The sequence below is a fragment of the Arthrobacter nitrophenolicus genome (genome assembly GCF_000332815.1).
GTDB lineage: Bacteria > Actinomycetota > Actinomycetes > Actinomycetales > Micrococcaceae > Arthrobacter > Arthrobacter nitrophenolicus.
This window is the reverse complement of record NZ_AOFD01000017.1, coordinates 58,637-79,367: the sequence shown is the minus strand read 5'-3', so window position 1 is coordinate 79,367 and position 20,731 is coordinate 58,637. Positions and strand designations below refer to the sequence as shown.

Below are 20,731 nucleotides of genomic sequence, written 5' to 3'. Positions count from 1 at the left end.
ATGACCGGAACGGAAACGGCCGGGGCCGCAACCATCGGCTCGGAGACCATCAGCAGCTACCTCACGCGGCTGGCTTCACGCCAGCCCACGCCGGGCGGCGGCGCGGCAGCCGCGCTGCACGCCGCCCAGGGCGCTGCGCTTGTGGCCATGGTGGCGCGTTACTCCACCGGCGCGAAGTATGAGCAGCACGCGGCCCTGGTACAGCGCGTCACGGAAGCCGCCGAAGGCCTGGTGCTCGAGGCACTGGGCCTGGCGGATGCGGATGAAGCTGCCTTCCAAGGCGTCATCGATGCCTACAAGCTCCCCTCGGAACCACCGGAGCTCAAGGCGGCCCGTGCCGCCACCATCCAGGAAGCCCTTGTCCAGGCAGCCAGGACACCAGCCAGCCTGATCGGTGTTGCGGGGTCCGTGGTGGAGCTTGCAACCGAGCTGTTCGACGTGGCCAATCCCAACGTGATCAGCGATGTTGCCGCAGCCGCGGATGCCGCCCGTGCGGCGGCAACCACCGCACGGGTAAACATTGACATCAACGTGGTGGCCGTCAAGGACCCCGGCGCGCGTGCGCAGCTCGCCCAGGAAACGGACGGCCTCGAGGACAAAGTGGTGCTCGCCGCCGACTCCCTCGCAGCCCGCGTACGTGAAAGGATCCTCCATTGACTACTGCCACCCTGTCCGGCAAGGAGCTTGCCGGGATCATCGGGCAACGGGTCCAGCAGGAGATCCGGTCCCTGGAGCACGACGGCGTCCGTCCCGTCCTGGCCGTGGTCATGGCCACCGACGACGAGTCGACCAAGTGGTACGTCCGCTCAATTGAGCGGGCAGCCGAACGTGCAGGAATTGGTTGCCGGATCATCGACCTCGGGCACGACGCCACCGAACAGGTCCTGGCCAGTGTCCTGCGGGACCTGAGTGCCGAACCGTCGGTGAACGGCATCATCCTGCAGACACCGCTGCCGGAGGGCGTGCGCACAGATTCCCTGGTGGGACTGATCGCACCCGAAAAGGACATCGACGGCGCGAACCCGCTCAGTCTGGGGCGCCTGGCGGTGGGCCAGCCGGCCTTCGCACCCGCCACCGCGCGGTCCGTCGTCGAAATCCTGGACCACTACGCCATTCCGGTGGCAGGCCGGAACGTGGTGATCGTAGGCCGTTCGGCCGTGGTGGGAAAGCCGCTCTCCCTCCTCCTGCTGGCACGTGACGCCGCCATCACGGTCTGCCACTCCAGGTCCGGGCCGCTTGGGAAGTACACCAAGGAGGCGGACGTGGTGGTGGTCGCCGCGGGGCGGACAGGCCTGCTGACCGGCAGCCACGTCTCCCCCGGGACCGTAGTGGTCGACGTCGGCACGAACGTCCTTCCCGACGGCTCCCTCGTGGGTGACGTGGATGAGGCAAGCGTCAGCGGCGTCGCTGCCGCCCTCACCCCCGTCCCGGGCGGGGTGGGTTCGGTCACCACGGCGCTGCTGCTCCTCCATACCGTGGAGGCGGCGCGGTTGCAGTCGCCGGCCCTTGTCCTTGAAGCCGCGGGCTAGGCCAGCCGCGGAAGGAACGACGGGCAGATCAACCCAATCAAGACGGGCCTGATGGTCCCGTTATCCGTAAACGGTGCTTCGGTGGGCCTAAAACCTGGGGAGGTATTCCTCATCGAAGCACCGTTTACGGATAACGGGGCCATTGCCGTACCCCGGCCGGCTCCGGCATCCATCCGAAAGGGAAGGAGCACCGATGCTCATCACTGAAACTATGGCCGGCCCGCGGGCAGGCCACGCACACCCCTGCCATGCGGCCCCCTCCTGGGCCGAGGCCCGGAGGCTGGCGTACGAGTGCGCCGGCCCGCTTCCGCCGGTTTGGGTTCCGCTGGCGGACGCTGATGGACGGGTCTTGCACCGGGACGTCACGGCGCTGCAGGATTTGCCGCATTACGCGTCCTCAGCGATGGATGGCTGGGCCGTCAACGGCGCAGGCCCCTGGCTGCTTCCGGACCCGCAGCAGCCAGGGGCGCACCCGGGCCTGGCAACCTACGGCCGCCTGGCACCCAACCATGCCAGGGTCATCGCCACCGGCGGGCTGGTCCCTGCGGGCGCCCAGGCCATCCTGCGCAAGGAGAGCGGTGAGGTGGTCCCCGGGCCCTCCGGGAGCCTGCTCCTCAGCGTCGGTCCCGGCGCCCGGGCGGATGAACCGCGCCGCGGACAACACATCCGTCCTGCCGGCGAGGAGGCGCTGGCAGGCGATGTGCTGCTGCCCGCCGGCACCGTCCTTAACCCGGCACGCATCGCCCTGGCCGCTGTGGCGGGGCACGATGAAGTCCTGGTGCGGGCCCGGCCGTCGGTCGCCGTCGTACTTACCGGTTCCGAAGTGGTGACGCAGGGAGTCCCCGCGGCGGGCGAGGTCAGGGATACCTTCGGCCCGCAGCTGGGCACAGTACTTTCGCAGCTGGGCGGCATTGCCGGCGGTCCGGCGAGGATCGGCGATTCCTTCAGCGAGTGGTTGTCCGCCCTTGATACCGCCACAGCGCCCGACGGCGGCAAGGCCGACGTCGTCATCACCACGGGCGGGACCGGACGGTCAGGTACAGACCATTTCCGTGCCGCCATTGGCTCACTGGGCGGACGCATCCTGCTCGACGGCATCGCCATGCGCCCCGGCCACCCTGCCGTCCTGGCCGAACTTCCGGACGGGCGGTTTGTGGCCGGGCTGCCGGGCAACCCCCTGGCCGCCATGATGGCGCTCCTGACTGTCGGGGCCCCGCTGATCGCCGCCCTGGGCGGCCGCCCCCTGCCCGCCGCGACGGACGTGCTGTCCGGCAGCGATATGCCACCGGACCCGGGCCGCACCCGCCTTGTCCCCTGCAGGATCCTGTCGGGGCTGGCGTTTCCTGTCCAGCACACAGGCCCGGGCATGATGCGCGGGCTTGCCTGGGCGGAGGGAGTCATGGTGGTGCCGCCGGACGGCGTGGACTCGGGGCAGCCCGTCCCGGTGCTTCCGCTCCCCTGGAGCCCCGGAGTGGACATGGTTCCCGGCACGAACCCCCAAGGACGGAGCATCCCATGACCCGCATGACCCAGCGCCGCAAAATCCACCGCTTCCACCTGGACGGGTCAGGCAGCGAGTACCCGGTGCGGCACAAGGAAGATGTCCTGGCCGCCGAGGAACCGCTCGAGATCCGCCTTAACGGCCGCTCGTTCGCCGTCACCATGCGCACCCCCGGGGACGATTTCGACCTTGTAGCCGGCTTCCTCGTCTCGGAAGGCGTCATCCGGCGCCATGCGGACCTGGTCTCGCTGCGGTTCTGCGCCGGCGGGAACGGGGAAACCCAGACCTTCAACGTGGTGGACGCCCAGCTGGCGCCGGACGTGCCGATGCCCGACACGATGCGGCACGTGTACACCTCAAGCTCGTGCGGCATCTGCGGGACGGAATCGATCGACGCGGTCCGCAAGGCTATCCACTTCCACATGGCAGAGGACGGCCTCCGGGTCCCGGTTGACATCCTGGCGGGCCTGCCGGACCGGCTGCGGGCAGCGCAGGCCGTGTTTGACAAGACGGGCGGCGTCCACGCAGCCGGCCTGTTCAGGGTTGATGGGCCGGAAGCGGAGCTGCTGTGCCTCCGCGAGGATGTTGGCCGGCACAACGCCGTAGACAAGGTGGTGGGCTGGGCCCTTAGGGAGGGGCAGCTGCCGCTCAGTGGCACCGTATTGCAGGTTTCCGGCCGCGCATCCTTCGAGCTCGTCCAGAAGGCCGCCCTGGCGGGAATTCCGGTCCTGTCTGCAGTCAGCGCACCCTCCAGCCTGGCCGCCGACCTGGCCGCCGAAACGGGCGTGACCCTGGTGGGCTTCAGCCGGGGGAGCAGCTTTAACGTCTATGCAGGACGCGAACGGGTGGGACGGCCAGCGACGGCGGTCCGGCAGGAAAGTTTTGCCTAGCGCAGCGCCGCTGTGCCGCGGTCCTTAGCCTCTCCTAGCGCAACCTGAACCACAATAAGCAACAGTGTGACCTACGCAACGACGAGTGTTAAAGATTTGTGTCATGGGCCGAAATCCCTTGACTTTCAATGTGGCCTGGTTCACTCTGTTGCTTAGCGCGAGTTCTGTTGATTCTTGCGGAACACCTCCCCGACGGGCTTCCAGCCCTAGTGCGACCACGTTTCTCAACCGAAGAGGTGCATCAATGCACAAGGCATGCCCCCCAAAGCCTTTTCCGAACGGAAATCTCCGGCTTGATACCCCACGCCTAATCGCAAGCCCATGACTCGCCGAGCAAAGGACCCGCTCATGGCCATCAACAGTGAACTAAAGTCCCCACAACCCAAGAAACCGTCAGGCAGCGATCCGTTGCCTGATCCAACCCTTCCGGACTCCGCCACGGCGTCCCCCATCGATCCCGCCGAGACCGAGGCCGAAACTACCGTCCTGCCCGAGAACGAGGAGTACGAGCAGATCCTCGAGGAGCTGCGACAGACCAAGACCGAACAGGCCGTCTCCGAACGCCGCAACCGCAAGCTCATCCTGGACAAGACCACGTTCGGGATCACCGGCGTCATCGCCATCGCCTTCGTGATCTGGGGCTTCACCGGCAAGGACAGCCTCTCCACCACATCAAAAGACGCCCTTAACTGGGTGATGGAATACACCGGCTGGCTCTTCATGGTCCTGGCCTCCCTGTTCGTTGTCTTCGTCCTCTGGCTGGCTCTTGGGAAGTTCGGGAACATCCCGCTCGGCAAAGACGGCGAGAAGCCGGAATTCCGGACGGTTTCGTGGGTGGCCATGATGTTCGCAGCCGGCATGGGCATTGGCCTCATGTTCTACGGTGTGGCAGAGCCGCTCTACCACTTCATCTCTCCCCCGCCGGCACAGTTGACGGCCGTACCCCGGACGCGATCCAGACGGCGATGGCCACGTCCATCTTCCACTGGACCCTGCACCCTTGGGCCATGTACGCGGTGGTTGGCATTGCCATGGCCTACGGCACCTACCGGCTGGGCCGTAAGCAGCTGATTTCGGCCGCTTTCACGTCCATCTTCGGCATCCGGACGGTCGAAGGACCGGTTGGCAAGTTCATCAACATCCTGGCCATCTTCGCCACGCTCTTCGGCACCGCGGCCTCGCTGGGCCTCGGGGCACTGCAGATCGGCAGCGGCCTGACGTCGAATGGCTGGATGGGCGAGATCGGGACCCCCGTCCTGGTGGCCATCGTGGCCATCCTGACGGCCTGTTTCGTTGCCTCGGCCGTATCCGGCATCAGCCGCGGCATCCAGTGGCTGTCCAACATCAACATGGTCCTGGCCGTCATCCTGGCCATGATCGTCTTCGTGGCCGGACCCACCCTGTTCATCCTCAACCTCATCCCGGCGGCCGTGGGAGACTACGCCCGCGACCTTGCGGAGATGTCCTCCCGGACAGAGGCTGTCGGCGACGAAGCGCTGCGGACCTGGCTGTCCGGCTGGACCATCTTCTACTGGGCCTGGTGGATTTCCTGGACGCCCTTCGTAGGCATGTTCATTGCCCGCATCAGCCGCGGCCGGACCATCCGCCAGTTCGTTACCGGCGTCCTGCTGGTTCCGAGCATTGTGAGCGTCATCTGGTTCGGCATCTTCGGCGGCACCGCCTTCAACATCCAGCAGGAAGCGGACAAGGCCAACCAGCCGGGCCTGATGACCGTCACCGACGGGGTGGCGAGCATCGATTTTGACGGTGCCCTCTTCAACCTGGTGAAGAACCTTTCCATGCCGGGATGGCTCACGGCGGCCGTTATCGTCCTGGCCATGGTGCTGGTTGCCATCTTCTTCATCACGGGTGCCGACTCTGCATCGCTGATCATGTCGTCGCTGAGCTCCAACGGTTCCTCCGAACCCAAGCGCGGCCTGGTCATCTTCTGGGGAACGCTGACCGGAGCAGTGGCAGCAGTCATGCTGCTGGCGGGCGGCGATGAGCCCTCCGAGGCTTTGTCCGGCCTGCAACGGATCACCATTGTGGCGGCACTGCCGTTCGTCATCGTCATGCTGCTGCTCTGCTTCGCCCTGGCCAAGGACCTGCGGCGGGATCCGCTCTCGCTGCGCAAACGGCTGGCCACCTCCGTGGTGGAGCGGGCCATCAAGACGGGCGTGGAACAGCACCGCGGCGTCCAGTTCGACCTGGTCACCCGGCACGACTGCGGCGATTCATGCCCCGACCCCGAAGACTGCCCGGGCGGCAGCTCCGTGGTGGACAACGACAAGAAATAGCCGATCGACTCCGGCCCCGGTGGACACCACCGGGGCCGGAGCCTTTTAACCCCCGAGCCCCGCCACTGACGGCCGGGCTGCCTAGGCCGATTCCCGGTTCAGCACCACGTCGTAGGCCTCCACGCGCCGGTCCGTCACCGTGGTGGGCGACTCCAGGTGGACTGCCCCCGACGGCAAAATACCGGCGCCGCCGAACCGCTCCATAACCTGCCACTGGGCCAGGACGTCCTCGCCCGCGTGGTCAGCCGGAAGGTCCGCCCAGAAGGTGAACCCGCCGGCGTCGTTCAGTGCTTCCCGCCGGTAGAGCACGCAGCCGCCCAGCCACGCCACCCGGTATGGCACCCACTGGCCGGGCTGCAGGGACAGCTCGGCACTCAGGTGGCTGAGATTGGCCGCACTGTGGAGCGGCCAGCGGTCGAAGCCGGGGGCGCCGGGGCGGATTCGCTCCGCACCCACCTGCCCCTCCCAGGCTTCGAAATTGGCTGTCTGCTCAGGGCGCCTGTCATTCAGGTAGGACAGCCCCTGGGGCGCCATCCCCACAAAACCGCACGCGAGCTCGTCCAGCGCCCCGCTCAGCCTGGCCAAGCACCCGGCTCCAGCCAGACGTCGTCGTCAAGGAAAAGGCACTGGTCCGCGGTGGATTGCTCCAGCAGGAACTGGCGGTGTTCGGCCAGTCCGCGCCGCGGCAGGTGCCGGAGCATCGTGACCGGCCTCCCCTGCGCCTCCAGGACCCGCACCATGGCCGCAGCGGCGGGATGCTCCCACCCCGGGTCCCCGGTGGACTGGTCGCTGATGACGACGGCGAACGCGGGGTCGGTTTGGCCGGCGAGTCCGGCGAGGGTGACAGCGAGTTCAGCCGGGCGGTTGCAGGTTGGCACCAGTACGTCGACGGCTACCTCGCCGGGCATGCCTGCCGGGCGTGCCCACTGTTCGGACGATCTCCTGCTCACAGTTCCTCCTGGTGCCGGCGGGCAGGGCCGGCAACTGGTGAATGGGTTTCGAATGTCCTTTACCCAGACCGCGGGCATGTATGCCGGCGGCAAGGCAAAGGCCCCTGTCCCGCATCTCGAATCGAGGAAACGGAACAGGGGCCCCGTGGCTGTGCAGCCTGCCTTCATGCAGGCGCCGCGCTCACATTGGCTCAGCCGGCGTCGAAGCTCTCGCCGCCGTCATCCTTGGGCGACTTTTCCTGCGGAAGGTCGTTGCCGCTGCCGTCCGGGATGCCCGCCGCTTCCTGGCCGGACTCGGAGGAGACCGGCGCGGAGCCCTGCGAGTCATCGTTGGATTCGTCGATCTCGGCGGCGCTGGAGGGAAGGTCCATGTCGTGCGGGACCGGCTCCGTGCCGGCGCCGGCCTGTGGCTCGTTGGTGTCGGCGCTGCCTGCTGCCTGGCTGCCGGCGGAGCCGCCGGCGCCCTGGCTTCCGCCCATCTCCTGCTCGGCGGTGGGGGTTCCGTAGCCGCCGGGATCCGACTCGGGTTGCGCGTGCTGGTTTTCCTGCGTCATGGTTCCTCCTGTTGGGTTTGCGGTTTGAAAGGGGCTTGGGGGCCTGGGTCCCGGCGTGTGCTCAGAGTCCCTTGCCGCCGGTCACCGGCAGTACTGCCCCCGAGATGTAGGACCCGTCCTCGGAGGCCAGCAGCACGTAGGCGGCCGCCAGCTCGGCGGGCTGGCCCGCGCGTTCCAGGGGCGTGTCCTGGCCGAACTTGGGAAGCTTGTCCGGCCATTCGGTGGCGGGAATCAGTGGCGTCCAGATGGGGCCGGGGGCCACGGCGTTGACGCGGATGCCCTTGGGGCCCAGTTCCTGCGCAAGGGCTTTGGTGAATGCCACCTGCGCCGCCTTGGTCATGGCGTAGTCGATCAGGCCGGGCGACGGGTTGAACGCCTGGATCGATGCGGTGGTGATGATGGAGGCGCCTGCCTTGAGGCGCGGCACGGCCGCCCGCGCACTCCACAGCAGCGAGTAGAGGTTGGTCTTGAAGACCCGGTCGAATTCCTCCGTGGGCAGGGTCTCAAGGCTCTCGCGGTTCTTCTGGTAGGCCGCGTTCAGCACCACCACATCCAGGCGGCCGAACTCAGCCGCCGCTTCCTCGACGATCCGGGTGCTGAACTCTTCCTCCCGCCCGTCACCGGCGAACAGGAGGGCGCGCCGGCCCGCCTTCCGGATCCAGTCGGCGGTGTCCTGGGCGTCGTCCTCCTCCTCGGGCAGGTAGGAAATAGCGACGTCGGCCCCCTCGCGGGCGAACGCGATGGCCACGGCCTTGCCGATCCCGGAATCGCCACCGGTGATGAGTGCGGCCTTTCCCTCAAGCTTTCGGTGCCCCTCGTAGCTGAGCTCGCCGTGGTCCGGCTTGGGATCCATGGGCGCCGTGAGGCCGGGCTGCTTCTGCTCCTGCTCCGGAAAGGGGCCCGAGTGGTAGCCGCCCCGGGGGTCCTTTGGCTGGTCTGTCTGCTTGTCGCTGCCGCTCATAGTCCGCCTCCCTGTGTCGGTTCCGCTGTACCGGTTTCGAAGGGCCGGAGCACCGGCCCTTCGAAGCTATCCCGGCCGGAGGAACAAGTCCACCGATTGGTACGAATAATCAGTAAACTTATCAAATGATGGTCGTGACGCAATGCCTGCCTTGCTTCTGGGTACCTGGGGAGTAGAAAGGGACCAAGGACTGGCTGTCGCAGGAAGGAGAAGCAATGTCAGAGGTGGAGGATTACACCGGCAGAACGGGGCGGAACGAGACCCGCGAGGAACAACTGGACCGTAACTGGGCCGAGCTCCTGCAGGAACTCCGCGTGCTGCAGACCGGCGTCCAGATCCTGGCAGGTTTCCTGCTCACACTCCCCTTCCAGGAGCGGTTTGAGGACCTGGACGACTTCCAGGTCAACCTGTACCTGGCCAACGTGGTGGTCGCAGCCCTGACCACGTCATTCATCCTCCTCCCGGTCAGCGTCCACCGGCGCCTCTTCCGGAAGCGGCTCAAGGAAACCCTCGTCTCAAGCGCGGACACGATCACCAAGATCGCCCTGGGCGGGGTTGGCCTCCTGAGCGCCGGGACCGCCGCGCTGGTCTTCGACGTGACCCTGGACCGGTCCGCCGGCCTCACCGCGGGAGGTGCACTGCTGGGCGTACTGCTGGTCCTGCTGGTCTATGTTCCCCTGCACCTGAACAGGCGTGCAGCGGCGAACGGCAAACCATCCACCGAACGGGACAGCGATGGCTAAATGGGCCAAAGAGCACGGACTGCTGCTGGTGAACCTGGCACTGTTCCTGATCTTCTTTGGCGGGATGATCCTCTCCGGCGCCGCAACCTACAGCGAGGAACAGCAGGCCCACGGCGAGGCAGGGGTTTCGGTGCTGCAGTTCCTGGGCACTGGTGAGTTTGTGGAGGCCACCTTCGAAAACTGGGAATCCGAGTTCCTGCAGATGGCCCTCTACGTGGTGCTGACGGTCTTCCTGTTCCAGAAGGGATCCTCGGAGTCCAAGCCGATGGGCAAGGAAGCCCCGCAGGACGAGGACCCCAGGGAGGCAGCCATCAAGAAGGCAACGCCGTGGCCGGTTAAACGCGGAGGTATGGTGCTCAAGTTCTACGAGCACTCACTGTCCATCCTGATGTTCGCGCTTTTCCTGGCATCCTTCACGGCCCATGCCCTGGGCGGGACCGAGGCCTACAACGAGGAACAGCAAAGCCATGGCGAGCCCACCGTCACGTTCCTGCAGTACATCGGGACCAGCCGCTTCTGGTTCGAGTCCTTCCAGAACTGGCAGAGCGAGTTCCTGGCCATCGCCGTGCTGGTGGGTGCGTCCGTGTACCTCCGCGAGAAGGGCTCGCCCGAGTCCAAGCCTGTTGCCGAACCGCACTACGAAACTGGCTCCTGAGCTGGCGGGTATTGGCGCCGCCGCAGCGCTACGATCGTCGGCTGACGGGCAGGGCCAGGCGCCGGAGCCCCAGCAGGGCAGCCGGGGAACCTAGGCCCCTTCGAGCACCTGGCTTGTTGCCCAGGCCAGGTACTTTCCCGCGTTGGCAACGGCGTCTGCCGGGCTGGAGGCCACGTCCAGCAGCTGCGCCGCGGCCACCACGCCGTGTTCGGCAAGGTCCTCGAGGGTCACCAGGATCCGGCCCGCCACGACGATCACTGGGATGCCCTTCTCCCGCGCCGCATCTGCGAGCGCGATGGGGGCCTTGCCCGTGAGGGACTGCGAATCCATGGACCCTTCGCCGGTGATGACCAGGTCAGTGCCGGACAGCTGGTCGGCCAGTCCGGTGAGTCCCGCCACCAGCGCAAAGCCGCCCTCCAGCGCGGCACCGGTGAAGGCAAGGAACGACGCCGGGAACCCGCCCGCGGCGCCGGCGCCGGGAACGTTGACGTCCCGGCCGGTCGCCTCCCGCAGCACCGAGGCCCAGTTGCGGAGCCCGGCGTCGAGCAGTTCGATGCCGTCCTGGTCCGCACCTTTCTGCGGCGAGAAGACGTGGGCGGCCCCCTGCGGGCCGTAAAGGGGGTTGCGGACGTCCACGGCGATGCGGAAGGTGGTGGCTGCAAGGCGCGGGTCCAGTCCGCTGGTATCCAGCGAGACGACGTCGGCGAGCGATCCGCCGCCCAGTGGCACCACGTTGCCGGCGGAGTCCAGGGGCTTCAGCCGAGTGCCCGGAGCGCGCCGCTGCCGCCGTCGGTCATCGCTGAGCCACCCAGCCCGAGAACAATCTCGGTGGCGCCGGCATCCAGGGCGGCGGCGATGAGCTGGCCGCACCCGTAGCTGTGCGCGCGGAGCGCATTGTCCGGAGTGGGCTCCATGTCCGCCAGGCCGGAGGCCTGCGCGGTTTCGATGACGGCGGTAACCGCGCCGTCGCCGGACTTCCGGATGGCCCAGGCGGCGCCGACCGGGGCGAGGACGGGGCCCACCACGGCGTTGAGTCTTTCCTCGTATCCGGCAGCAACTGCCGCCTCCAGGGTGCCCTCACCACCGTCGGCAATCGGGAACTGGTTGGCCACGGCGTCGGGGTAGACCCGCAGGCCCCTTCCGCGATGGCCGCTGCGGCTTCAGCAGCCGTCAGGGAGCCCTTGAACTTATCCGGAGCAATAAGGATGCGCATGCGCTCCATCATGCCAGCAAGCCGACGGAAAGCGCTTGCCCCGACGTAATACGGAGGGAAGCAGCCTACCCCTCGCGCCACTCGTGGCTGGTGATGTGGGAACCGGCCTGCGGCCCCATCTGGAGCATGCCGCCGTCCACGGCCCAGGCCGCGCCGGTGACGTAGCTGGAAGCAGGGGAGGCCAGGAACGCGATGACGGCCGCGACCTCCCGCGCATCGCCGGGCCGGCCGAGGGGCACGCCCGGGCGGTCCTTCGTGGTGGGGTCCTCGTCCTCCTGCCCGGTCATGGGTGTGGCAATCTCGCCGGGCGCCACTGTATTGGCGGTGATTCCGTGCTGGGCCAGTTCCAGGGCAAGGGTCTTCATGAGTCCGCCAAGCCCGTGCTTGGATGCGTCATAGGCGGAGGAGCCCACGCGGGGCTGGAATTCGTGCACGCTGGAGACGGCAATCAGCCGGCCGCCCCTGCCGGCCCGGACCATGCGGCGGGCGGCGGCCTGGAGGCACACGAAGGCACCGTTGAGGTTGGTGTCCAGGGTTAGCATCCAGCGGTCCAGGTCCATGTCCAGGAACTTGGTGCTTTCGCCGGTACCGGCGTTGTTGACGAAGACGTCCACGCCGCCCAGCTCGTCCGCGAGTTCGTCGATCACGGTACCCGCGGACCGGAGTTCGGTGGTGTCCAGCTGGCGGACGACAGCCTTGCGGCCCGCGGCCCGGATCTCTTCAGCCGTCCCCTCCGCCCCGGCCTTGTCCGAGTGCCAGGTGACGCCCACATCCATGCCAGCCCTGGCAAGAGCGACGGCGGTGGCCTTGCCGATCCCGGAGTCCGAGCCGGTGACGATGGCGGTGGCGGGCGCGAAGCTGCTGGTGTCCTGCATCGTGGCAAGCCTTTCGGTAGGTCAGGTGCTGGAAGGTGGTGCGGGGTCAGGCGGGGCGGGTCAGGCGGGTCGGCGCAGTTCCGGCTCGGGAGGGAAGCGCCGGGCGGCTGCGACGTCCGGTTCGTCCTTGACGGCCATGAGCGGAACGGCGAAGGTGACCACAGGCCGGTCGGTGTCGTCCGCGGACCTCACTGTCAGGCTCCGGGTGCCCGGCGGCACGGAGGGGGTGAAGACCTGCAGGTTCCGCGAGCCCAGGATTGCCGAGTTTTTGAGCCTGTATTGGGTTCCAAAATGGTCCTGCAGGATGATGTTCGGCTGCGGTCCCCCTTCGGATGCCATCTGGATATTTACCACCAGCCCGGTGTCCCAGATCTCGACGGACAGGACGGTGAATTCGGTGGAGTCCGTGACGTGGCTTCCGTAAGTGGGTGGCAGCAGCATGCCCCGGAGGGAGCCTGACGGTATGAGTTCTCGCATTGTTGGTTCCTGGTGGTCTTGCGTCCGCCGTCGCCGAAGTGGCGCCGGATGTGCTCCGGTGCTGCTGAAACGATGGGGGCGCCGGTGCGGCTTAGGCATCTTCGCGGTTGGGGTTTTCCAACCAAAAGAAGGTGGATTGTTGCCCGTCGCTACGCTGTTTCTGATGGATGTAATTGAGGCGCCGGGAGTCGAAGGTCTCGAACCATTCGTCCCGGCTGATGTGGCGGAGCTTATCGCTGTCGCCGCCGAAGTCGATCCGCAGCACTCGCAGGCGGTTCCTCCGCCATGGTGGCCTTCCTTTCCCCAGAGGCTGGAACTAATAAGTCTACTTATTATGTAGCCTCCGGATCCGGCCATGTGTCAAGGGGATTGGCTGGTTTCAGCGGCTTCCCACAACGGTGGAAGGACCGGTTTCGGCGGCTAACCCCGCGGCCGCAGTACCGCGTAGTACCCGGGCACCCGGCTTCGCCCGTCCACGCCGGTTGCGGGGTTGGTCTCGATGGCCACTTCGCCGTCCTCCAGCAGCTCCCAGGCTTCGGCGGGCAGTACCTGCTGCCTTTCCCCGGGGCCGAAGTGGCCCGGCATTGGCAGGCCCCTGATGGCGCGTTCGAGCGGAGCGGGAATGCCCTGCATGGTGGCGCCCAGATGGGTCACGTAGTCCACGGGGTTGCCCTGGAAGTTGGTTTCAGCCAGGAACACGGTGCCCCGCTTCCCGGCGAGAAGGCGGAGGTTTTCCACCAAGGCCGCCTGGTCAGCCGGCTCGAGGACATGGAGAACGCCGCGGATGAAGACATTGGCGCCGCCGTCGAAGCCCTTTTCCGCCCCCGGCGCGGTCATGTCGCGCACCTCGAAGCGGACGTTGCCGGTTTCACCGGACTCCGCCGCGGCCCGCCTGACAGCGTGTTCGGAGACGTCCACGCCGACGGCCTCGGGAAAAATTCCCGCCAGCGCACGGGTGAAGCTGCCGTGCCCGCAGCCCACGTCCACCACCGGGAGTTCCGGGTCCAGGTAGCGGAGGAGGACATCCTTGTAGCCAAGGAACTCGTCGTCCGTCCCGGCATCCCACAGCACCTCGCCGCCCACGCCCGTTGCCCTGATTCCCGCCCAGTACCGGTCCCACGCCAGCGGCCGGTCCTTGGGTGCAGAGCGGGAGAGCCGGACAAGCCTGGGAATCAGCAGGTACTTCCGCAGGGCAGACAGTAGCGACTTGGCGGGTGAGGGCTTCGCTGGGGAGTACACCGGTCAAATATATGTCGCGGAGCACACACAGCCCGCCATTGCCGGGCATTGAGGCCGGATCTTACGACGGCGGCGCGTCCCTTCCGCCGCCCGTGCCCGGATTGAGCGGTATTTCAGGCCGAGGGGCCGCCGTCCAGGGTGAGCCATGCCATGGCTTCCTGCCTGGAGGTGAAGAACCGGGTGGGGCAGGGCAGCTTGCTCACTCCCAGGACGAAGTTGGCCATGACCTTGTCCACGGGCGAGGAACCCAGCAGCGCGATGCGGGAGGCCTGGCACGGCCGGCCGAACACCGCACGCGCTCCCCGGCTCACCCGTTCCGTCGTCGCCATGTCCACCAGCATGGGACGCCGGTCCTCACCGCACAGGTCGTTGACCCTGTCCATGGCGTTCTCGGCGTCGGCCTCGCTGATCGAAGCGCCCCGCGGCCACCGCAGCTGGAGGATCCCGCCCTCATCCAGGCTCAGATCTCCTTTGGTGGATCCTTCCGGTTGCTCTGTCACTTTGTCCCTCCGCACGATTTTTCTGGAGCCACACGTCCCGCATCCCCCTACAATGTACTCAACTGGGAGGGAAGGGGTCATTGTGGCGGCTGATTCGCCGTGTGACTTGCGCGTGCCACGCGCCGCCGTGGTGGCGGACCCCGACGCCGCGCGGCTCGCGCGGAACGCCTCCGCCCTTGAAGAGGCGGGCTTTTGCGTGACGTCCGCGACCGACGCAGCCGGACTGGCAGCACTCCTGCAGGACGGCAAGCCGGCGGTCATCATTGCGGACGCGTCGCTGCTTCCTGCCATTGGAACCGAAGCGCCGGTCCTGCTGATGGTGGACCTGGACAATCCCGCCGAAACCTCCGCCCGCCCCTCCGGCATCCATGACTGCATCACCAAGCCGCCGGCCCCACGGGAGCTCGTCCACCGGGCTTCCGCCCTGATCGACCTGGTGGCAAGGCGGAACGCCTCACGGCAGCGGGCCGAGGCACTGCGCGAACAGCTCCGGCTGGTTTCCGCTGCGGTCCGCGCCACCAACGATCCACAGGAGATCGCCAACCATGTGGTGGCAGGCTTCGGCCGGACCTTCAAGGCCGACCATGTCCTGCTGGCCACTTTCGAGGACGAGCGGGTTCCGCGCATCACCGCCACCTGGGACGCCCCGGGACTGCAGCCGCTGCCCCCCGGCGTCCTGCCGGACGGGAAAGAGGCGCACCGGACGGCGGACCTGCTCTGGGCCGGTGCGGAAACCATGTCCACGGACGCACCCGAAACGGACGACCCCCCTGCCGAGGGCGCGCGGACCGGCGAAGGCGGGGGAACGGCGTCGGGCCTTTCCAGCACGTTCTCCACCCTCGCAGTGCCCATTGGGGAGGGAAATTCCTCGCTTGGAATCATCTGGATTGCCATGCGTGACCGGCGGCGCCAGTGGTCCCGTGCGGAGCTTGGCCTCATCCAGCACGTGGCGGGCAACGCCGCGTACGGGCTGATCCAGAGCCACCTGATCAGCAGCCAGCAGCAGGTGGTCAAGCAGCTGCAGCAGCTGGACAAGGCCAAGACGGACTTCCTGGCCACCGTGAACCATGAGCTGCGCACACCGCTGACCTCGATCATGGCGTACCTGGACATGATCCAGGAAAGCACCGAGCAGCCGGTCTCGCCCGAGGTCCACCAGATGCTGGACATCGTGGTGCGGAACACGGAGCGGCTGCGGTCGCTGATCGAGGACATGCTGAGCGTTTCGCGCAACGGCCTGGATGACAGCCTGATGCATTTCACCCCCGTGCGCCTGGGACAGACCCTGGACCTGGTGGCGGCGGCGCTCCGGCCGCTGGCCAAGCTGCAGAACGTGACCATCGAGGTGGACCCGGTGCCGGAGGATCCGGAGATCCTGGCCGACGAGGTGCAGCTGCAGCAGGTCTTCACCAACCTGGTATCCAACGCCATCAAGTTCACCCCCAGCGGTGGACGGATCGAGGTGGGCAGCGAGTCGCACGCCGCCGAGGACGGCACCCGCTGGGCAACGGTCAGCGTGGCCGACACCGGCATCGGCATTTCCAGCGACGAGATCGACCACGTGTTCACCCGGTTCTACCGAGCCTCCAACGCCATGTCCGGGGCGATCCCGGGGACGGGCCTGGGACTGGCCATCACCAAGGACATCGTGGTGCGGCATGGGGGGAAGATAGACGTGGCGTCCACGTTGGGCGCCGGCACCACCGTCACCGTCAGCCTCCCCCTGGATGCCGACCGGTCCCGGGCCAACTGAGCGGGGGAAGAAGGAAAGCTGATGTTCGCGGACAATGATCCCCGGCTCTCCCAGCTGCTGGAAGGCATTGTCCGGCTGGCATCGGGAGACCTCAGCTCCCGGATAGAGGTGTCCCCGGCGCGGGACGAGCTGGACGCCATCATCACCGGTACCAACCTGCTGGCGGAGGACCTGCAGATCATCTACGAAGAGCTCGAGCAGCGGGTCCAGGTGCGGACCCAACTCCTGCACGAGGCTCACCTTGAGATGCAGAAAATGGCCATGCAGGACCCGCTCACGGGCCTGGCGAACCGCTCCGCCCTGATCGACGCCCTGAAGACGGCACTGGACGCCGGGGCCGCTCCCGAAGAGGGGCCGGTGCTCCTGCTCATGGACCTGGACGCCTTCAAATCCATCAACGACAGCATGGGCCACACCGCGGGCGACCAGGTCCTCATCACCGTGGGGCAACGGCTCCGGGGCGCGGTGCGGGCGGACGACGTCGTGGCCCGGCTGGGCGGGGACGAATTCGCCATCGTCATGCCGTCCGCCACCCCGGACCAGGCCACTGTCGTAGGCCACCGGATCCTCGCAGCCCTCAAGCAGCCCATCGAACTCCCCGGCCGGAGCGTGCGCTGCGGGGCCAGCATCGGGCTGAGTGCGGGCGCCGAAGGCCAGACCCCCGAGGACATGCTGATGGAGGCCGACGTCGCCATGTATGCCTCCAAGGCGGAGGGGCAGAACCGGCTGCACCGCTTCGAGCCGGCGCTGCTGCTGATGCGCAGGCTCCGCAGCCAGCTGGTGGAAGACCTGCGCGCCGCCATCAAGAGCGACGGCTTGACGCTCTACTACCAGCCTGTGGTGGAGCTCGCCACAGGGAGGGTGGAGGGCGTGGAGGCGCTGGTGCGCTGGAACCACCCCACCCGCGGGTTCATCATGCCGGACGAGTTCATACCGCTGGCCGAGGAAGCCGGGTTGATTTCCGAGCTTGGCCTGTGGGTGCTCCGGGCGGCCGTGCACCAGCTCCGGTCGTGGATCGCCGCCTCCCTGGTGGACAACAGGTTCTCCGTCCGCATCAACATTTCCGCCACGGACCTGCAGAGCCTGCAGTTCATCGAGGATGTCCGGAATGTGCTGAAGGAAACCGGGGTACGGCCCGAGCAGGTGGTCCTGGAACTGACGGAAGTGGCCATCGTCAAGGGCAACGAACTGGACCGCTACTCGCTGGCCGGGCTGCGCGGCCTGGGGGTGGGAATCGAAATCGACGACTTTGGCACCGGCTACTCCTCCATCAGCTATCTGCGCCGGCTCCCGGTGGACCGGGTGAAGGTTGACCGTTCGCTGATCACCGGCCTGGGCACGGATCCGAGCCAGCCCGCGCTGGTGGCGGCCGTCCTGCAGCTGGTCCGTGCATGCGGGCTGGAGGCTGTGTGGGAGGGCGTTGAAACCGCCGAGCAGGCCGGGATCCTGCGGGGGCTCGGCTGCCTGAGCGCGCAGGGCTACTACTTCAGCAGGCCGGTGCCGCCCGACCAGATCCCGCTGCTGCTGGCCGACCAGCCCGAAGGCGCCAACCCCTGACCCGCCAAGTTACCGCAAGGTACCCAAATTACTGCTAAAACTCCCGCAAACCCCTGCGTTTTTTGGTGCTGCCGATATACGATCATCGTGCGGTGTCTGGTTTTCCTGGCCGCTAGAGCTGGGGATTCACAGAAGCACCGGAATTAAAAGGCGTTCATAAATTGAAAATTAATTGGGCCACTGGGTCATTACTTCGTCAACTGGGGGCGTAGCTAATGTCGGTTCGTGTACAGGCATGGGGAATTATTGCCGCGGTACTGGCGGAAACAGATCCGTCCGGCGCGGCCGTCCGGCAGCGCCTTAGCAACAGCCTCGACGAGAATCCGGGGGTGCCCGAACGGGCCCTGCTGGAATACCTTCTTGAAACGCGGCGCAGCGATGCCAACACTGTTGAAACGCTGGAGACCGCACGGGAAATGCGCCTCACTCCCGCCGCCCTCCCGCCCAAACTCGCCGAGCAGATTGATGCCATCCGCAGCATGTCCCGGATCAGCGCGCTGCTTGAGAACCAGATGCTGATGACGGCTTTCCAGCCGATCTACGGGCTGGGCGACAAAAACGTGGTGGGCGTGGAGGCATTGTCCCGCTTCGTCAGTGACGACGGCGCGGCGGCCGAGCTGTGGTTCGCCGAAGCTGCCGCCGTGGGCCTGGGCGCCAACCTGGAATTCTCGGCCCTCGGATCCGCGGCAGCGGCTGCCAGGGACCTTCCGCCGCACCTGTTCGTGTCGCTGAACATCTCCCCCACGTCCTGCCTGGACCCGCGGCTGCCGGAACTGTTCGAACATATTGACCTTCCCATCAACCGGATTGTCCTCGAACTCACGGAAACCATTCCGGATGAGGAATACGCGCAGTTCATCGCCGCGATCAATCCGCTGCGCGACCAGGGCCTGCGGATCGCCGTGGACGACACCCACTCCGGGGCCGGCGCCCTGAGCCGCATGGTGCACCTGCGCCCCGATTTCCTCAAGGTGGGACGTGACGTGATCGGGGACGTGGACAACGACGGCCTGCAGCGCGCCCTGACCGCCTGTCTGGTGGATTTCAGCCAGCAGATCGGCACAACCCTCGTGGCGGAGGGCATCGAAACGGTTGGGGAATTGAAAGTCCTGACCGAACTGGGCATCGATGCGGGGCAGGGCTACCTGCTGGGACGCCCGTCCGTCCGGCCAAAGGACTGGGTTTCCTGGAACACCCGGCTGGACGCGGACGGCCTGAACCGGCAGCTCGTGGGGCCGGACCAGGCCACGCTCAATCCCCAGGGAAACGACGCACCTTGAGCTGAATCTTCGGACAGTGGACCGGCAGGCATGCGTGCCACCGGTCCACTGTTGTGTTGTGCGCGTATTGTGCTGTGCGCGCCCTATTCGTCGTGGCCCTGGTCGCCACTCATCTGGTCCTCCGCCGGAGGCGTCTCACCCGGCGGCACTCCCCCGCCCGGTTCCAGGCCGGTGACGTTGCCTTCGGCAGGGTCCGGGTTCGCCGAGCCTGCCGAATCCTTGCCCGGGGCTGCCTGGGCGTCAGTGTGGCCCCTGCCCGGCTGGTCAGGATTGGCGGGATCATTTTCCGGATGGTAGCTGCTCATGGTGCGTGTCCTTCCTTCCCGGCCGCGGTTCTTCACCCCAGCTCTGGACTAATTGTAAGCATGCTGATAATTCTGGAGGGGTAGGGCCGGGCGGCCGCTGGGGCGCCCGCACGCACGATGTCAGGAGGAACAGAGATGGGAATCGGCGACAGCATCGGCAAGGCAGCGGAGAACGCCATGGAGGACCTGGCGGGTACATCGAAGCCCACGGAGAAGATGAACGTTCCCGACCCCACGGACCCCAATGACGACGTGGAGGTCCACTCCTCCATCAGCGAGGGGTCCAATGCAATGGAGGCGGAGAAGGAGAAGGCGCCGGGCTTGAAGACCGGGCCGGCTCCCGGGCCGGTCTCCGAGAGCCCCTTTGGCGGGGACACTGACGAAACGAACAATGACAGGGCGGAAGCAGGCCGTGGAACGGGCGACGACGGGCTGACAGGCAGTGCCGCCGCCGCGGGTGGGGCGGCTGCGGCAGGAAACGGGGGCCCGGCGGCGTTGCGGGCGGGCTGCCGGACAGCAACCCGGACGAGCTGCGCGCCGACCCGACGGAGGGCGACCAGGACCCGTCCACCAGCACAGGCCGGGGCTAGCACCAGGTAAAACAGCGGATCAGGCGGGCGGCCCGGGCGGCCACCCGCCTCTTTCGACGAGGATCTCCTTGAGCAGGTCGCCTCGGTCGGTGACAAGGCCGTCCACGCCGAGGTCCAGCAGGCGGCGCATCTCGCGGGATCGTTGATGGTCCAGACGTGCACCGCCAGGCCCAGGCCGTGCGCCCGGCGGACGAACCCGGGGGTGACAACTTCGATGCCACCGCGGCGGGCCGGAACCTGCAGTGCGTGGACGCCGGACAGGACGCGGCGCATCAGCCAGCGGAAGGCAGGTCCGGGCAGCAGCGGGCCCAGGCACGTGAAAAGAGCGATCGATGTAACCCCCGCCGAGGCCGCAACCGGGCGGCTGAGCAGCTTCAGCACCGCCCGCCGCCGCCGGTCCGAGAAGCTGGTGACCAGCACCCGGTCATGCACCCGGTGGCGCTCAATGGCGGCCGCCGTGCTGTTGACGGAGCTCCAGTCCTTGACGTCCAGGTTGAGCCGGATGCCGGGCAGTTCCGGAACCAGTTCGTCGAAGGTCGGGACGGGCTCACGGCCGCCGATGTTCACCCGGGCAACCTCCGCCGCCGTCAGCTCCGAAACCTTGCCCCTGCCGTCCGTCACCCGTTCCAGCGTGTCATCGTGGAAAAGGAGCAGCACGCCGTCGGACGTGGTGTGGACATCCGTCTCCAGGTAGCGGTAGCCGAGGTCCACGGCGGCCCGGAAGGCGGCCTTCGAGTTCTCCAGCCCCTCAAGGGAGAAGCCGCGGTGGGCCATCGCGATGGGCAGCTGGTTGCCGGCGGCATCCGGATTGGCGAAGAACGGCAGGGTCACAGTGCGAGCGTACCCGAGCTGGCCGGACCCT

22 protein-coding genes and 2 pseudogenes are annotated in these 20,731 nt (G+C 67.1%); 11 read left to right on the top strand and 13 right to left on the bottom strand.

The genetic code is table 11. The annotated features are described in order from the left end of the window. The 5 genes and pseudogenes from G205_RS08385 (at position 1) to G205_RS08365 (ending at position 6,217) form a co-directional block, all read left to right on the top strand. Positions 1-657, top strand: coding sequence for a cyclodeaminase/cyclohydrolase family protein (locus G205_RS08385; protein ID WP_009357614.1), 657 nt, complete (start codon positions 1-3; stop codon positions 655-657). Continuing rightward, on the top strand, positions 654-1,529 hold the full coding sequence (locus G205_RS08380) for a bifunctional 5,10-methylenetetrahydrofolate dehydrogenase/5,10-methenyltetrahydrofolate cyclohydrolase (RefSeq protein WP_009357613.1): 876 nt from the start codon (positions 654-656) through the stop codon (positions 1,527-1,529). Before G205_RS08385 ends, G205_RS08380 begins: the two co-directional genes overlap by 4 nt. Before the next feature lie 193 nt (positions 1,530-1,722). Then, on the top strand, positions 1,723-3,048 hold the full coding sequence (locus G205_RS08375) for a molybdopterin molybdotransferase MoeA (RefSeq protein WP_009357612.1): 1,326 nt from the start codon (positions 1,723-1,725) through the stop codon (positions 3,046-3,048). Further along, complete coding sequence (gene fdhD, locus G205_RS08370) at positions 3,045-3,920, top strand: formate dehydrogenase accessory sulfurtransferase FdhD (RefSeq protein ID WP_009357611.1); 876 nt, start codon at positions 3,045-3,047, stop codon at positions 3,918-3,920. The genes G205_RS08375 and fdhD overlap by 4 nt, the downstream gene beginning before the upstream one ends. Positions 3,921-4,268: 348 nt before the next feature. Beyond that, positions 4,269-6,217: pseudogene (locus G205_RS08365) on the top strand (BCCT family transporter). A gap of 81 nt (positions 6,218-6,298) precedes the next feature. On the opposite strand, the gene G205_RS22650 reads toward G205_RS08365, so the two are convergent. The 4 genes from G205_RS22650 to G205_RS08350 form a co-directional block, all read right to left on the bottom strand. Beyond that, the gene (locus G205_RS22650; RefSeq protein WP_235046834.1) at positions 6,299-6,802 is read right to left on the bottom strand and encodes a glycosyltransferase family 2 protein; all 504 of its coding nucleotides are present in this window, start codon (positions 6,800-6,802) and stop codon (positions 6,299-6,301) included. Next, on the bottom strand, positions 6,790-7,167 hold the full coding sequence (locus G205_RS22645; RefSeq protein ID WP_235046833.1) for a glycosyltransferase family 2 protein: 378 nt from the start codon (positions 7,165-7,167) through the stop codon (positions 6,790-6,792). Before G205_RS22645 ends, G205_RS22650 begins: the two co-directional genes overlap by 13 nt. Positions 7,168-7,358: 191 nt before the next feature. Further along, positions 7,359-7,721 (bottom strand): hypothetical protein, encoded by a 363-nt coding sequence (locus G205_RS08355; RefSeq protein ID WP_009357610.1) that lies wholly within the window; start codon positions 7,719-7,721, stop codon positions 7,359-7,361. 61 nt (positions 7,722-7,782) lie between these two features. After that, positions 7,783-8,682, bottom strand: a complete 900-nt coding sequence (locus tag G205_RS08350; RefSeq protein WP_009357609.1) for an SDR family oxidoreductase — start codon at positions 8,680-8,682, stop codon at positions 7,783-7,785. Between the two features lie 215 nt (positions 8,683-8,897). Between G205_RS08350 and G205_RS08345 the strand changes: the two genes are divergently transcribed. After that, a complete protein-coding gene (locus G205_RS08345; RefSeq protein WP_009357608.1) occupies positions 8,898-9,425 on the top strand; it encodes a DUF6328 family protein in 528 nt (175 codons plus the stop codon). Continuing rightward, the gene (locus G205_RS08340) at positions 9,418-10,080 is read left to right on the top strand and encodes a DUF6766 family protein (protein ID WP_009357607.1); all 663 of its coding nucleotides are present in this window, start codon (positions 9,418-9,420) and stop codon (positions 10,078-10,080) included. The genes G205_RS08345 and G205_RS08340 overlap by 8 nt, the downstream gene beginning before the upstream one ends. Positions 10,081-10,170: 90 nt before the next feature. Here G205_RS08340 and G205_RS24000 read toward each other — a convergent pair whose 3' ends face one another. From G205_RS24000 to G205_RS08310, 7 genes are all read right to left on the bottom strand, one after another. Continuing rightward, positions 10,171-10,812 carry a glycerate kinase gene (locus tag G205_RS24000; protein WP_268743671.1) on the bottom strand — a complete coding sequence of 214 codons (642 nt, stop codon included), beginning with the start codon at positions 10,810-10,812 and terminating at the stop codon, positions 10,171-10,173. A gap of 23 nt (positions 10,813-10,835) precedes the next feature. Further along, on the bottom strand, positions 10,836-11,192 hold the full coding sequence (locus G205_RS23995; RefSeq protein WP_268743670.1) for a glycerate kinase: 357 nt from the start codon (positions 11,190-11,192) through the stop codon (positions 10,836-10,838). A 166-nt stretch (positions 11,193-11,358) separates the two neighbouring features. After that, complete coding sequence (locus G205_RS08330) at positions 11,359-12,168, bottom strand: SDR family oxidoreductase (RefSeq protein ID WP_009357606.1); 810 nt, start codon at positions 12,166-12,168, stop codon at positions 11,359-11,361. A gap of 60 nt (positions 12,169-12,228) precedes the next feature. Continuing rightward, positions 12,229-12,645 (bottom strand): hypothetical protein, encoded by a 417-nt coding sequence (locus tag G205_RS08325; RefSeq protein ID WP_035752484.1) that lies wholly within the window; start codon positions 12,643-12,645, stop codon positions 12,229-12,231. Positions 12,646-12,736: 91 nt separating this feature from the next. Further along, positions 12,737-12,910: a hypothetical protein gene (locus tag G205_RS21905; protein ID WP_009357604.1), complete on the bottom strand. Its 174-nt coding sequence runs from the start codon at positions 12,908-12,910 to the stop codon at positions 12,737-12,739. A gap of 155 nt (positions 12,911-13,065) precedes the next feature. After that, the gene (locus G205_RS08315) at positions 13,066-13,884 is read right to left on the bottom strand and encodes a class I SAM-dependent methyltransferase (protein ID WP_009357603.1); all 819 of its coding nucleotides are present in this window, start codon (positions 13,882-13,884) and stop codon (positions 13,066-13,068) included. Positions 13,885-13,997: 113 nt separating this feature from the next. Then, positions 13,998-14,384: a SpoIIAA family protein gene (locus G205_RS08310; RefSeq protein WP_009357602.1), complete on the bottom strand. Its 387-nt coding sequence runs from the start codon at positions 14,382-14,384 to the stop codon at positions 13,998-14,000. 52 nt (positions 14,385-14,436) lie between these two features. On the opposite strand from G205_RS08310, the gene G205_RS08305 reads away from it, so the two are divergent. From G205_RS08305 to G205_RS08295, 3 genes are all read left to right on the top strand, one after another. Beyond that, positions 14,437-16,137, top strand: a complete 1,701-nt coding sequence (locus G205_RS08305) for an ATP-binding protein (protein ID WP_083875031.1) — start codon at positions 14,437-14,439, stop codon at positions 16,135-16,137. A 21-nt stretch (positions 16,138-16,158) separates the two neighbouring features. After that, entirely contained in the window at positions 16,159-17,694 is a 1,536-nt protein-coding gene (locus tag G205_RS08300; RefSeq protein WP_009357600.1) for a putative bifunctional diguanylate cyclase/phosphodiesterase, read from the top strand. Positions 17,695-17,909: 215 nt separating this feature from the next. Then, on the top strand, positions 17,910-18,974 hold the full coding sequence (locus tag G205_RS08295) for an EAL domain-containing protein (RefSeq protein ID WP_235046832.1): 1,065 nt from the start codon (positions 17,910-17,912) through the stop codon (positions 18,972-18,974). Positions 18,975-19,057: 83 nt separating this feature from the next. Here the strand turns inward: G205_RS08295 and G205_RS08290 are convergent, their stop codons facing one another. Further along, complete coding sequence (locus G205_RS08290; RefSeq protein WP_009357598.1) at positions 19,058-19,279, bottom strand: DUF6480 family protein; 222 nt, start codon at positions 19,277-19,279, stop codon at positions 19,058-19,060. Positions 19,280-19,414: 135 nt separating this feature from the next. Here G205_RS08290 and G205_RS08285 point away from each other — a divergent pair, with 135 nt between their 5' ends. After that, positions 19,415-19,879: a hypothetical protein gene (locus G205_RS08285; protein WP_035752479.1), complete on the top strand. Its 465-nt coding sequence runs from the start codon at positions 19,415-19,417 to the stop codon at positions 19,877-19,879. 9 nt (positions 19,880-19,888) lie between these two features. Here G205_RS08285 and G205_RS08280 read toward each other — a convergent pair. Beyond that, positions 19,889-20,643 (bottom strand): annotated as a pseudogene (locus G205_RS08280) (glycerophosphodiester phosphodiesterase family protein). Positions 20,644-20,731: the final 88 nt, after the last annotated feature.

Excerpts from the sequence above, each read along its gene's own strand:
- G205_RS08330 (WP_009357606.1), bottom strand. The coding sequence starts at position 12,168 with ATGCAGGACACCAGCAGCTTCGCGCCCGCCACCGCCATCGTCACCGGC.
- G205_RS08285 (WP_035752479.1), top strand. The coding sequence starts at position 19,415 with ATGGGAATCGGCGACAGCATCGGCAAGGCAGCGGAGAACGCCATGGAG.
- G205_RS08375 (WP_009357612.1), top strand. The coding sequence starts at position 1,723 with ATGCTCATCACTGAAACTATGGCCGGCCCGCGGGCAGGCCACGCACAC.
- G205_RS08305 (WP_083875031.1), top strand. The coding sequence starts at position 14,437 with ATGTACTCAACTGGGAGGGAAGGGGTCATTGTGGCGGCTGATTCGCCG.
- G205_RS08340 (WP_009357607.1), top strand. The coding sequence starts at position 9,418 with ATGGCTAAATGGGCCAAAGAGCACGGACTGCTGCTGGTGAACCTGGCA.
- G205_RS08385 (WP_009357614.1), top strand. The coding sequence starts at position 1 with ATGACCGGAACGGAAACGGCCGGGGCCGCAACCATCGGCTCGGAGACC.
- fdhD (WP_009357611.1), top strand. The coding sequence starts at position 3,045 with ATGACCCGCATGACCCAGCGCCGCAAAATCCACCGCTTCCACCTGGAC.
- G205_RS08325 (WP_035752484.1), bottom strand. The coding sequence starts at position 12,645 with ATGCGAGAACTCATACCGTCAGGCTCCCTCCGGGGCATGCTGCTGCCA.
- G205_RS08345 (WP_009357608.1), top strand. The coding sequence starts at position 8,898 with ATGTCAGAGGTGGAGGATTACACCGGCAGAACGGGGCGGAACGAGACC.
- G205_RS08295 (WP_235046832.1), top strand. The coding sequence starts at position 17,910 with ATGTCGGTTCGTGTACAGGCATGGGGAATTATTGCCGCGGTACTGGCG.
- G205_RS08290 (WP_009357598.1), bottom strand. The coding sequence starts at position 19,279 with ATGAGCAGCTACCATCCGGAAAATGATCCCGCCAATCCTGACCAGCCG.
- G205_RS08350 (WP_009357609.1), bottom strand. The coding sequence starts at position 8,682 with ATGAGCGGCAGCGACAAGCAGACAGACCAGCCAAAGGACCCCCGGGGC.
- G205_RS08300 (WP_009357600.1), top strand. The coding sequence starts at position 16,159 with ATGTTCGCGGACAATGATCCCCGGCTCTCCCAGCTGCTGGAAGGCATT.
- G205_RS08355 (WP_009357610.1), bottom strand. The coding sequence starts at position 7,721 with ATGACGCAGGAAAACCAGCACGCGCAACCCGAGTCGGATCCCGGCGGC.